Source organism: Allobosea sp. LC85 (genome assembly GCF_000735605.1).
Classification (GTDB): Bacteria; Pseudomonadota; Alphaproteobacteria; order Rhizobiales; family Beijerinckiaceae; genus Allobosea.
Genome location: NZ_JPKG01000068.1, coordinates 31,576 through 42,859 on the forward strand (window position 1 = coordinate 31,576; position 11,284 = coordinate 42,859).

12 protein-coding genes and 1 pseudogene are annotated in these 11,284 nt (G+C 64.6%); 6 read left to right on the forward strand and 7 right to left on the reverse strand.

Going from position 1 to position 11,284, the window contains the following annotated elements; all coding sequences use genetic code 11:
- The first annotated feature begins 87 nt into the window (after positions 1-87).
- Together FG93_RS30285 and FG93_RS30290 are read left to right on the forward strand one after the other, a co-directional pair.
- Positions 88-975, forward strand: coding sequence for a branched-chain amino acid ABC transporter permease (locus FG93_RS30285; protein ID WP_043242538.1), 888 nt, complete (start codon positions 88-90; stop codon positions 973-975).
- Positions 976-1,009: 34 nt separating this feature from the next.
- Positions 1,010-2,002 (forward strand): branched-chain amino acid ABC transporter permease, encoded by a 993-nt coding sequence (locus FG93_RS30290; RefSeq protein WP_043242539.1) that lies wholly within the window; start codon positions 1,010-1,012, stop codon positions 2,000-2,002.
- Between the two features lie 2 nt (positions 2,003-2,004).
- On the opposite strand, the gene FG93_RS30295 is transcribed toward FG93_RS30290, so the two are convergent.
- From FG93_RS30295 to FG93_RS30315, 5 genes are all read right to left on the reverse strand, one after another.
- Positions 2,005-2,385 (reverse strand): cytochrome c family protein, encoded by a 381-nt coding sequence (locus tag FG93_RS30295; protein ID WP_043242542.1) that lies wholly within the window; start codon positions 2,383-2,385, stop codon positions 2,005-2,007.
- Positions 2,382-3,386: a lyase gene (locus FG93_RS30300; protein WP_043242543.1), complete on the reverse strand. Its 1,005-nt coding sequence runs from the start codon at positions 3,384-3,386 to the stop codon at positions 2,382-2,384. Before FG93_RS30300 ends, FG93_RS30295 begins: the two co-directional genes overlap by 4 nt.
- A 95-nt stretch (positions 3,387-3,481) precedes the next feature.
- Positions 3,482-4,117 (reverse strand): 2-hydroxychromene-2-carboxylate isomerase, encoded by a 636-nt coding sequence (locus FG93_RS30305; protein ID WP_161783917.1) that lies wholly within the window; start codon positions 4,115-4,117, stop codon positions 3,482-3,484.
- A gap of 8 nt (positions 4,118-4,125) precedes the next feature.
- Complete coding sequence (locus FG93_RS30310; RefSeq protein ID WP_043242547.1) at positions 4,126-4,656, reverse strand: isochorismatase family protein; 531 nt, start codon at positions 4,654-4,656, stop codon at positions 4,126-4,128.
- Positions 4,653-5,291 carry a TetR/AcrR family transcriptional regulator gene (locus FG93_RS30315; protein WP_043242550.1) on the reverse strand — a complete coding sequence of 213 codons (639 nt, stop codon included), beginning with the start codon at positions 5,289-5,291 and terminating at the stop codon, positions 4,653-4,655. The genes FG93_RS30310 and FG93_RS30315 overlap by 4 nt, the downstream gene beginning before the upstream one ends.
- Positions 5,292-5,384: 93 nt before the next feature.
- Between FG93_RS30315 and FG93_RS30320 the strand changes: the two genes are divergently transcribed.
- Positions 5,385-6,923, forward strand: coding sequence for a 4-hydroxyphenylacetate 3-hydroxylase family protein (locus tag FG93_RS30320; RefSeq protein WP_043242551.1), 1,539 nt, complete (start codon positions 5,385-5,387; stop codon positions 6,921-6,923).
- Positions 6,924-7,031: 108 nt separating this feature from the next.
- On the forward strand, positions 7,032-8,684 hold the full coding sequence (locus FG93_RS30325; RefSeq protein WP_043242553.1) for an acyl-CoA dehydrogenase family protein: 1,653 nt from the start codon (positions 7,032-7,034) through the stop codon (positions 8,682-8,684).
- Positions 8,685-8,845: 161 nt separating this feature from the next.
- Here FG93_RS30325 and FG93_RS30330 read toward each other — a convergent pair whose 3' ends face one another.
- Entirely contained in the window at positions 8,846-9,577 is a 732-nt protein-coding gene (locus FG93_RS30330) for a thioredoxin family protein (protein WP_043242555.1), read from the reverse strand.
- A gap of 62 nt (positions 9,578-9,639) precedes the next feature.
- Here FG93_RS30330 and FG93_RS30335 point away from each other — a divergent pair, with 62 nt between their 5' ends.
- A complete protein-coding gene (locus FG93_RS30335) occupies positions 9,640-10,110 on the forward strand; it encodes a MarR family winged helix-turn-helix transcriptional regulator (RefSeq protein ID WP_043242558.1) in 471 nt (156 codons plus the stop codon).
- A 66-nt stretch (positions 10,111-10,176) separates the two neighbouring features.
- Positions 10,177-10,584 (forward strand): VOC family protein, encoded by a 408-nt coding sequence (locus tag FG93_RS30340; RefSeq protein ID WP_043242570.1) that lies wholly within the window; start codon positions 10,177-10,179, stop codon positions 10,582-10,584.
- A 594-nt stretch (positions 10,585-11,178) separates the two neighbouring features.
- Here the strand turns inward: FG93_RS30340 and FG93_RS33765 are convergent.
- Positions 11,179-11,284: pseudogene (locus FG93_RS33765) on the reverse strand (IS630 family transposase); the annotation flags it as partial.

Consider the following 11,284-nt stretch of genomic DNA (forward strand, 5'->3'; position numbering starts at 1 on the left):
CTTCGGCCTGCCCGGGATGACGGCAGCAGGAGATGGCGTTTCGGCAGCGGGTCCTTGGCAGTATTTTCAAGATGAGTTGAGCAACGCATGTTCGAGCTTCTCGGAATCCCACCACAAGCGCTGTTCGGTCAGGTCCTGCTCGGCCTGATCAATGGCTCGTTCTATGCCATCCTCAGCCTCGGGCTGGCGGTGATCTTCGGGCTGCTCAACATCATCAACTTCACTCATGGCGCGCAGTACATGATGGGCGCCTTCGTAGCCTGGATGTGCCTGAACTATCTGGGCATCAATTACTGGGCCGCGCTGCTGCTGGCACCGCTGATCGTCGGGATCGTGGGGGTCGCCATCGAGCGATTGCTGATCTCGCGACTGGCCCATCTCGACCATCTCTACGGGCTGCTGCTGACCTTCGGCCTCGCGCTGATCATCCAGGGTCTGTTCCGCAACAATTACGGCTCGTCGGGGCTGCCCTATCAAATTCCGCCGCAACTGGCGGGCGGGCACAATCTCGGTTTCATGTTCCTGCCGAACTACCGCGCCTGGGTGGTCATCGCCTCGCTGGTCATCTGCCTGGCGACCTGGTTCGTGATCGAGAAGACCAGGCTCGGCGCCTATCTCCGCGCCGCCACCGAGAACCCGACGCTGACACAGGCCTTCGGCATCAATGTGCCGTTGCTGGTGACCCTGACCTACGGTTTCGGCGTCGCTCTGGCGGCGTTCGCCGGCGTGCTCGCGGCACCAATCTATTCGGTCAACCCGAACATGGGTGCCGATCTGATCATCGTCGTCTTCGCCGTCGTCGTGATCGGCGGCATGGGCTCGATCATGGGCGCGATCGTCACCGGCTTCGGCCTCGGCCTGATCGAAGGCCTGACCAAGGTTTTCTACCCCGAAGCTTCGGCGACCGTGATCTTCATCATCATGGTCCTGGTGCTGCTGGTGAAGCCAGCCGGGCTGTTCGGGCGGCCCGCGTGATGGCGCCGTTCCGCATGATTGCAAGGAGCTGACCATGGCCGACGCGCTTTCCGCCGAGGTTCCCGCTGGCGGCCTCGCGGTCACCGAGACCACGAAGGGTACGGAGCGCCTGCATCAGGCGATCTTCATCGGGCTCGCGGTCCTGCTCGCCGTGGCGCCTTTCCTCGCCTATCCCGTCTTCGTGATGAAGGTGATGTGTTTTGCGCTGTTTGCGCTCGCCTTCAACCTTCTGCTTGGCTATGGCGGCCTGCTCTCCTTCGGCCATGCCGCCTATTTCGGCATGGCGAGCTATGTCAGCGCCTATACGGCCAAGAACTGGGGCCTGACGCCAGAACTCGCGATCCTGTCCGGGACGCTGATTGCCGGCATACTCGGGGCCGTCTTCGGCTCGCTCGCGATCCGCCGGCAAGGCATCTACTTCGCCATGATCACGCTCGCACTCGCGCAGATGGTGTTCTTCTTCTCGCTGCAGACACCGCGCTTCACCGGCGGCGAGGACGGCATCCAGTCCGTGCCGCGCGGCAAGCTCTTCGGCCTGATCAGCCTCGCCGACGACCGGGCGCTGTACTACGTCGTCGCGGTCATCTTCATGGCCGGGCTGCTGCTGATCTACCGCATCATCCATTCGCCCTTCGGCCAGGTCTGCAAGGCGATCCGGGACAATGAGCCGCGCGCGATCTCGCTCGGCTACCGCGCCAATCGCTACAAGCTCGCGGTCTTCGTGCTCTCAGCTGCGCTGGCGGGGCTGGCGGGCTCGACCAAGGCCATCGTCTTCCAACTCGCCTCGCTCACCGACGTGCACTGGTCGATGTCCGGCGAGGTCGTGCTGATGACACTGGTCGGCGGGCTTGGAACCGTGTTCGGGCCTATCGTCGGCGCGCTCGTCATTGTCTCCATGCAGAATTATCTCGCCAGCCTTGGCGCCTGGGTCACCGTGGTGCAGGGCGTGATCTTCGTGATCTGCGTGATGCTGTTCCGCGAGGGCATCATCGGTGTGATCTCGAAGGCCATCAAGCGGCCGCTCTGACGTCAGCGCTGCCGCATCAGGAAGACGGCGAGAGCTGACCGGTCGGCCTCCCGGCCAAGTCCCGGTGCGCTCATCCAGCTGCCTTTGAACATGGAATCGGGATCGGCGAGATAGGCCTTCAGCCGCTCTTCGTCCCAGCTGAGGCCTTGCGCGCCAGCGGCCCTCAGCACTGGCGAGTAATCGAACCCTTCGGCCGTGCCGATGCGGCGGCCAGCCAGGCCGGCGAGATGCGGGCCGGCCATGCCCGGCTTGGCAGGGTCGAGGCTGTGGCAAGCCTGGCAGGTCGCGAACAGCCGCTCGCCCGCTTCGCTCTCCTGAGCCGAGCCAGCCTGCGCGGCAAGCAGGGCCCCCGCAATCGCAAGGGCGGCAGATGCACTCCTCACGCCTGCTTCACAGTCAGGATGCGGACCAGCCGGTCATTGCCGCTCTCGCCGCCCCAGGCCTCGCCGGAACGCCCATCCATCTGGCGGACATTGGCGCCCGGCTTGTCGCTCGGGAAGCTGTTGAAGGCTTCGGTGACGGGATCGAAATGCACGATGGCATTGGCCGAGAAGTCCGTCAGCCAGACCTTGTCGGCATCATCGACATAGACCGAATAGGTGCGCGGTTTGTCACCCGGCAGTTTCCATGTCTTCCAGCTGTTGCTGAGCGTGTCATAGGCCGAGACATTGCCGGAATTCCACTCGCTGACCCAGATGCGGTTCTTCGAATCCGACCAGACCCGCCGCGCTCCCTGCCCAGGCGTCGGCGGCTCGACCATCGTGATCTCGAAGGTGCCGGGATTGACCTGGGCAATGTGGTTGCCGGCCAGCGAGGCGTACCAGATCTCGCCGGAGGGTGTTCTGGTGATGCCATAGGGGCCAGGCCCGCGCGGCGCATCCTTGACCTCCATCTTGGCGGTCTTCGGGTCGAAGCGGCCAACGATCCCGCTCTGGCCGGTGAACCAGAGGATGCCGTCCCTGTCGAACACGCCGGTATTGAGATTGGCCCGCTCGCGCCCCGCAGGCAGCTTGAAGAGATCGACCTTGTGGGTCTTGTCATCGACGCGGGCGATGGCGTTCTGCCCCCCTTCCGTCACCCAGGCGGCGCCGTCCGGACCCCGGATCACGCCGTGAGGTGCGGCGCCCTGGCCGAGCTCGACCACCTTGAGTTGGCTCGAGCGCGGATCGAAGCGGCCGAGCGTGCCATTGCGCTGGCCGCAGACCCAGATCGTGCCGTCGCCGGCATCGGTGACATCGCGCGAGCCCTTGATCGCGGGCACATCGAAATAGGTGACGTTGAACCTGGAACCCGGCACTGTCGGGTCGGTCGCGGCCGCCCGGCCAACCAGGGCCGGCGCCGCAAGCCCGGCAAGGCCGAGCTGAAGAAAAGACCGGCGCAGCATGAAACGTCTCCTCCTGTACCAGCCGGACGCAACGCCTCGGCCAGGGTCCAGCTTGGGACGACAAGATGGTGAAACTGCGCCGTCTCCGCTGTCCGTCAGACCTGCCGCCGAACGCCGACGGGCAGGCTGGAAATCCGCGCCATTTCACCGGTCAGGAAGCGTTCGGGCGCCACCAGATAGTCGCGTGCCATGGCCATGGCATCAACACCCCAGAAGACCTCTCCATCGATCAGCAAGCTCGGCACGCCAAAAATTCCGGCCGCGACGGCCTCCTCCGTGGTCTGGCGAAGACTATCCTTGACTGGCTGATCGCCTATGCGGTCGAGCGCCGCAGGATCTCCGGCGGCCGCCGCGACCTCGGCCAGCACGGCGGGGTCGTTACCGTCGCGCCCCTGCCCCCAGATCAGCCGGAAGGCTTCGCGGACCGCGCCCTGCTGCCCATCCAGCGCGGTCAACAGGCGCAGCATGGCGAGCGGATTGAACGGGTGGCTCGGCGGGAACCGGAAGGGCACGCCGAGCGATTGGGCTAGGTGCGTCACGAGCCGATAGGTGTGGACGCGCTTCGGCGCGATCTCGGCCGGGCCGAGCTGGCCCCAGTGCTTGAGCACGGCGCCAAAGACGATCGGCTTCATCACGACGGGCCGCAGCTCTTCAATCGTGGCGAGCTTCGTCAGTGCGAGATAGGCAAAGGGTGAGATGAGATCGAAATACCAGATGGCAGGCTTGGTCATTCGCATCCTCACTTGATCAGCTTGGACACGGCGCGGAACTGCGGATGGTCCGCCGTCCGCAGCCATTCGAACAGGACCATCTCGGTCGTGACGATTTCGGCGCCATGGCCAGACATGCGCCGGATTGCAGCTTCCTTGTTTTCGGCCGCGCGTGAACCGATGGCGTCCTGCACCACGAGTACGCGGCGCCATTGCGTGAGCAGCCCAAGCACCGTCTGGCCGACGCAGACATGCGCCTCGCAACCGCAGACGACCAGCTCCTCGTCCTCTTCCAGCGCCCCAAGAAAGGCCGGTTCGGCGCAGGCATCGAAACTCATCTTCGTCACCACCGGACCGGCGCCCGACAGTTCCGGCACCGTACTGCCGAGCCCAACCGGATTCTGCTCGGTCATCACCACGGGAACATCGAGCAGGGCCGCCGCGTCGACGAGCCGGCGCGCATTTGCGACCATGCGAGGCCCTTCATGGATCACCGGCATCAGGCGCGACTGAAAATCGATGATGACGAGGCGGGCGCGCTCGACCTTCAGCAGCGTCATGGACGCTCTCCCTTCATGAGCAACTGTCCGATCTGGACATCGACATAACGTTCCATCAGGACGCGCGCCTGCGCACCGAACATCCTCAGCCGCTGCGTATGGGCGAGCAGCAGCACGCCCGAAGCATGGGCGAAGGCATCGGCCATGGCCAGCCGTGCCGTTTCCTGATCGGAGCCCAGCTGCTCTGCCGCCTGCCTGATTGGCGAGAGCGCCGCCTCAAGGGCCTCGTTCAGCGCCTTGTCCCGCTCGCGGCCAAGCCCGTGCGGGCGCATGCCGCCTCGAAACAGATAAAAGCCGAGATCGAGATCGCGCGGATGGGTGGCATAGAAGTCGAAGAAGGCGAGTGCTGCCAGCCGGAAGCGGGCTTCCGGCGTACCAGCCCCTTCGACCGTCATATCGACATGGTCGCGCAGCGCTGTCAGTGACTGGCCAAGGACCTCGGCATAAAGCGCTTCCTTGGAATCGAAATGGAAGTAGAGCGCCGCCGGCGTGTAGCCGGCCTCCGCCGCAATGGCGCGCAGCGAGGCGCCATCCAGCCCGTCGCGCTCGAAGATCGTGCGCGCCGCATCAAGGATCAGCCCGCGCTTGAGTTCCGTGACCGCCCGCTTGCGGCGACCTCGCGTCGTCTCGGCCACTGCCACCTCGCCATCGCTCCAGATTTGAGTTGACGGAAATTCTAACGACGTTCAATTTTATGGGCAATAACCAAATATCACGAGGACACGCTCATGCTGATGGATGCTGCTGGCTATCGCGAGTCGCTGCGCGCCTATCATCCACGCGTTTTCGTCAACGGCCAGCGCGTCGAGAGCGTGGCCGACGAGCCCTTGCTGGCGCCGGGCATCAACGCGGTCGGAATCACCTATGGTCTCGCCCATCACGAAGCCCATCTCCCGGTGATGAGGGCGCGGCAGACAAGCTCCGGCAAGACCGTCAACCGCATGCTGCACATCGACGAGAGCTCCAGCGACCTGCTCGCCAAGCTCGAGGCGGTTCGGCTGGTCTGCAAGATCTCGGGCTGCGCCCAGCGCTATCTCAGCCATGACGCGCTGAACGCGCTCTGGCAGGCAACGGCCCTCACCGATGCCCGTCACGGCACCGATTATGCGCAACGCTTCCGCGCCTATCTGCACGAGGTTCAGGACAAGGACCTGACGCTCGGCGTCGCGATGACGGACGCCAAGGGCGACCGCTCGAAGCGACCTGGCGCACAGGCGAACCGCGATTCGTATGTTCACATCAAGGAGCGACGGAAGGACGGCGTTGTCATTCGCGGCACCAAGGCCATCGTCACCGGCGCACCCTATATGCACGAATTCCTGGTGATGCCCTGCCGCACCCATGTGCCGGGCGACGAGGATTTCGCCGTCTGCTGCGCCGTGCCCTGCGATGCCGAGGGCGTCACCATCGTGGCGCGACCTGCCGGACGCCCCGGCGATCCGGCCGCGAAATTTTCTGCGCAATATGGCCAGTCGACCGGCGTCGTGATGTTCGACGATGTCTTCGTGCCGTGGGACCGCGTCTTCCTTGCCGGCGAGACCGAGGAAGGCGGTTTCCTGACCACCAGCTACGCGACGCATCACCGCCATTCCTGCATCGGCGCCAGGGCCGGGTTCGGCGATCTCCTGATCGGGGCCGGCGCGCTGATGATCGAGGCCAACGGGCTCGATACCGAGCGCCATGGCCATGTCCGCGAACAGATGGTCGAGCTGATCAAGATCACCGAAGGATTTTTCGCCTGCGGTGTGGCGGCCTCCGTCTACTGCCAGAAGGATCCTGCAGGCTCGGTGATGCCGGACAGCGTCTTCTCCAATATCGGCAAGCTGCTGTTGGCGACGCAGATCTACGACATGCACCGCATCGCCCATTACGTGTCGGGCGGGTTGATCGTGGCGCTGCCAGGCCCTGATGAGGACCATAATCCCGAGACCGCCGCCTCGCTGTCCGCCGTGCTCGCTGGCCGACCCGATATCCCGCATGCCCAGCGCGCCGAGGTCGCGCGCTTCATCGAGGATATCACCGTCTCGAAGGAGGCCGGCTGGTATTCGGTGATCTCGCTGCATGGCGGCGGCTCCCCGGAAGCGATGAAGCGCGAGATCTGGCGCAATTATCCGGTGACGGAGAAGGTCGAACTGGTCGAGAGCCTGCTCGGGCGGGGCGTCCTCGCCGATGGCAGCCGGGTCTCGAAACAGCCGGGTCGCTGCTGTGTCACAGGTTGCGAGGTGCCGGAACCGCCAGGCGGGCTCCCGCGCGAAGCGGCCGAGTAGTGCAATCCGCCCTGGCCGGGATCGTCCCAACCAGCCTCATATCCCCTTCATTCCCCGTCTCAGGGCGGGGATACCCGGCACAGCGCCGGGCATGAGCAGAGGACCATCATGACCGCGCACGCCATTGCCTCGACCCATCAGGTGCTGAACCAGGCGCGCCCGGCCGCGGGCTGGAACGCCTATTCCGACGACGCGGTGCTGCAGGGCATCGTCGCGCGCCAGGCTCCCTGGGTTGCAGGCAAGGCGACAACGCTCGGCGCCCATGCCGGAGACGAGGCCGTGCAGGATCTGGCGCGGCTCGCCAACAGGTTCACGCCGGAGCTCAGGACACATGACCGCTTCGGCAACCGCATCGACTGGGTTGAGTTTCATCCGGCCTGGCACGAGTTGATGGCGCTCGCCTTCCGGCACGAAGTGCCCTCGCTGGCCTGGACGACGACAGCGCCGAGCGGCCATGCCGCACGTGGCGTCCTCTCTTATGTCTGGAACCAGATCGAGCACGGCGTCGGCTGCCCGACCGGCATGACCTATGCCGCCTGGCCGGGTCTGGCCCAGCCTGAATTCTCGCTCTGGCGCGAAAAGATCACGTCTGGCCAGTATGACATGCGCCCGCTCCCGGTCTCACAGAAGACAGGTGCGAGCATCGGCTACGCGATGACCGAGAAGCAGGGCGGATCGGACCTCCGGCAGATCCAGACGACCGCGCGCTATCTGGAGGATACGCCGGAGGGACGCGTCTATCTGATCACCGGACACAAATGGTTCTTCTCGGTGCCGCAATCGGACGGGTTCTTCACGCTCGCCCGCAGCGAGAGCGGCGTTTCCTGTTTTTTCGCCCCCGGCTTCCTGCCGGATGGCAGCCGCAACCGGCTGCAGATCCAGCGGCTCAAGGACAAGGCGGGGAACCGCTCGAACGCCTCGTCGGAAGTCGAGTTCCGCGAGTGCCTGGGCTGGCTGGTCGGCGAAGAGGGTCATGGCATCCGCGAGATCCTCAGCCACGCCCATCTGACCCGGCTGGATTTCGCCATCGGCTCGGCCGGGCTGATGCGGCAGGCGCTGACCCTGGCGCTCAACCACACGCAATCGCGCAAGGGCTTTGGCTCGTCGCTGGCCGAACAGCCGATGATGACCAATATTCTTGCCGATCTCGCGATCGACTCAGAGGCCTCGACCCTCATGGCCTTCCGCGTTGCCGCCGCGACGGACGCGATGGAGAGCAGCGAGCAGGAACGCCATGTCGCACGGGTCTCCACACCTCTGGCCAAATTCTGGAACTGCAAGCGCGCTGCCGCCTTCGTCGTCGAGGCGCTGGAATGCCATGGCGGCAATGGCTTCATCGAGGAGAGCCCGATGGCACGGCTCTATCGCGAGGCGCCGCTGAACGCGATCTGGGAAGGCACCTCGAACATGATGTGCATGGATGTGCTGCGCTCGTTCAACCGCGATTCGCGCACGAAGGAGGCCTTCATGGCCGAAGTCAGCTCTGCGCGCGGCACCAACCGCGCGCTCGACCGCTGGCTCGACAGACTCGGCGACGAGGTGGCAAAGCCCCGCAATGATGACGGCCACGGCCGCCGGCTCGCCAACCTGATGGCCTATGCGCTGCAGGCCTCGGAGCTGAAGAAGCACGCGGATGAGGCGGTGTTCGAGACCTTCTGCCGCTCCAGGCTCGACGCAGACTGGGGCTATGTCTTTGGCACGCTCGATCCATCGCCGGAACTGGCAAGCATCGTGAAACGCGCGAGCGTGGCGCGGGGTTGAGCCACTCTGCCTTCAGGCGGATCCCGTCGCCCGGGAGCGACTGAAGGGAGACCCGGGGCCCATGCCTGAACGTGGATAGGTTCAAGCTGGCATCGACCCCGGTCCTGCGCTTCGCATCGGCCGGGATGACGCCCGGTTTCCGGGCGCTCCAGGCCTTAGAATCAGGCGCAGCAGGCAGCGGCCATCGGCATCGTCTCGTACTCGTCGTGCCGCTTCACGAAGCTCATGGTCGAGTCCTCGTTGCGGCCCTTGGGCGCGCGGTCGAGGATCATCAGCGTGCCGATCAGCTCCTCGGGGCCCCGCGCATAGCTCGAATAGGTGTGAAACACCTCGCCGGCTTCGTTGCGGATGAACGAGCTCAAGCCGGGCAATTCGTCATGCGCATTGTCCACCGGCGTATCGGTGAAATTGTAGCGGACGCTGTCGCCCTTGAGCTGCTCGGGCGTGAACGAGACGTGGTAGTCGAAATTGAAGTCGCTGCCATGGGACGAGACCCAGGGGAAACGCCAGCCCATGCGACGCTTATAGGCCTCGATCTTCGGCAGCGGTGCGCGCGAGACCGCGACCAATGTCACGTCGTGATTGTTCAGATGCGCCAGCGTGCCGTCGAGATGATCGGCCAGGAAGGAACAGCCGGGGCAGCCTGCCTCCCAGTCCGGCCCGAACATGAAATGATAGATCATCAGCTGGCTTCGCCCGTCGAACAGGTCGACCAGCCGCCGCTTCCCTGCCGACGTGTCGAAGACGTAGTTCTTGTCGACCCTGACCCAGGGCAGAGCCAGCCGCTCGGCATTCACTGCGTCGCGCAGATGTGTCTCTTCCTTCTCGCGCGCGAGAAGGGCCTTGCGCGCCGCGAGCCAGTCCTCGCGGGAAACAACCGGGTGTTGCTGCATGGTCTTCCTCCTTCAGAAACGCCCCTCTTGACAGGATAGGTTGATATCAACATAAAAGCTCCATGTCAAAGCCCATCCCCCTTTCCGCCGAGAGCCGGCTGCCCTTCGAGACCACATTGCATGTGCGGGACCATTGCCTGTGCCTGCATGTGCAACGGGCAGCCAGGGCACTGGCACGGCGCTTTGACGAGGCTTTGCGACCGTTTGACCTGACGAACCAGCAATTCTCGCTGCTGATGTCACTCAATCGCCCGCAGCCACCGAGCCTCGGCCCGGTGGCGAGCCTTCTCGCCATGGACCGCACGACCCTGACGGCGGCGCTCAAGCCGCTCGAACGGCGCGGTCTCGTGTCCGTCGGCATCGATCCGGAGGATCGGCGCAACCGGCTGCTGACCCTGTTGCCAGCCGGCCATGCACTGCTCCTCCTCGCTGTCCCGATCTGGGAGCGTGTCCACCGCGAGGTCGACGCGCTCTTGCCAGAGACGGATCCTGACCGGTTCCGGCACGATCTCAGGGCACTCTCTCGGCCCTGAATGCTACCGCCTATGGCGGCGGCCGTTTCCCACTCCCACGTCACCAAGACCAAGCAAGGAACGACCATGCCCCAGATGATCTTCGTCAACCTGCCGGTGAAGGACCTGCAGAACTCCATGGCCTTCTTCAAGGCGCTCGGCTTCAGCTTCAACCCGCAATTCACCGACGACACCGCCGCCTGCATGGTGATCAGCGACACCATCTTCGCGATGCTGCTGACGCACGAGAAGTTTGCAGGATTTGCACCGCAGCCGATCGCCGACTCGAGCAAGGTCACCGAGGTCCTGACCTGCCTGTCGCGCGAAAGCCGCGCCGATGTCGACGCGATGGTGAACGCTGCGGTCGCTGCCGGCGGCAAGACCTACGCGAAGCCGCAGGACCACGGCTTCATGTATGGCCACGGTTTCCAGGATCTCGACGGGCATGTCTGGGAGCTGATGTGGATGGATCCCGCGGCCGTGCAGCAAGGCTGAGCAGGCCGCCTGAAAAAAGGGCAGCGATACTGCCCTTTTCCTCTTGCAGTCGCGAGAGGGCCGCCCTATCTCCTGTGCACCGCAGCAGAGATGCTGTGGCGCCCTCCTTGGGCGTTTCCTCCCTAGACTTCGGGCTGCGCTTTTGGCGTGGCCCTTTTTTCTTGGGCGATGGCCGCCCGGCGCTCCGCAGCCCAGGGATTTGGCTCCGCAGTCATACCCACGGATGCATGCCCACGGATGCATGCCCACGGATGCATGGGGGCGGAACGACGTTGTATCCTCCGGCGTGACACACGTCACACCGCCAGGCTGCCCCGAGATGCGCACCATTCAATATGCGATCGAAGAGGAGGCGCCGCGATCTCCCCATCACGGCGCCCCCTCCCGCGGGCCGAAACCTCGCCCGGGTATTCCCGGCACGAGCAACGACGCGCGCAGGGAGCATTCACTGCTTCGACCTGCACTCGACGCCAGGCGATCGGTCTCGCGTCAGATCACTCACGCGACGCGTCCTGAAAGCGAAACACCGAGTACGACCCGCATAGGGAGACGAGCCGATCTGTTCGATGACGCAGGCATTAGACCGTCGGACGTTTAATCGTACGCATACCCGGCATGTTTGAAGAGGTTTTGGCACTCTTGCGGCTTGAATAGGTCGCAGATGTTGCCGACGGCCTTCCAGAGCGCATCGAAGGTTCTG

Coding starts and splice junctions, on each gene's coding strand:
- FG93_RS30285 (WP_043242538.1), top strand. CDS start 88: ATGTTCGAGCTTCTCGGAATCCCACCACAAGCGCTGTTCGGTCAGGTC.
- FG93_RS30290 (WP_043242539.1), top strand. CDS start 1,010: ATGGCCGACGCGCTTTCCGCCGAGGTTCCCGCTGGCGGCCTCGCGGTC.
- FG93_RS30300 (WP_043242543.1), bottom strand. CDS start 3,386: ATGCTGCGCCGGTCTTTTCTTCAGCTCGGCCTTGCCGGGCTTGCGGCG.
- FG93_RS30305 (WP_161783917.1), bottom strand. CDS start 4,117: ATGACCAAGCCTGCCATCTGGTATTTCGATCTCATCTCACCCTTTGCC.
- FG93_RS30310 (WP_043242547.1), bottom strand. CDS start 4,656: ATGACGCTGCTGAAGGTCGAGCGCGCCCGCCTCGTCATCATCGATTTT.
- FG93_RS30320 (WP_043242551.1), top strand. CDS start 5,385: ATGCTGATGGATGCTGCTGGCTATCGCGAGTCGCTGCGCGCCTATCAT.
- FG93_RS30325 (WP_043242553.1), top strand. CDS start 7,032: ATGACCGCGCACGCCATTGCCTCGACCCATCAGGTGCTGAACCAGGCG.
- FG93_RS30330 (WP_043242555.1), bottom strand. CDS start 9,577: ATGCAGCAACACCCGGTTGTTTCCCGCGAGGACTGGCTCGCGGCGCGC.
- FG93_RS30335 (WP_043242558.1), top strand. CDS start 9,640: ATGTCAAAGCCCATCCCCCTTTCCGCCGAGAGCCGGCTGCCCTTCGAG.
- FG93_RS30340 (WP_043242570.1), top strand. CDS start 10,177: ATGCCCCAGATGATCTTCGTCAACCTGCCGGTGAAGGACCTGCAGAAC.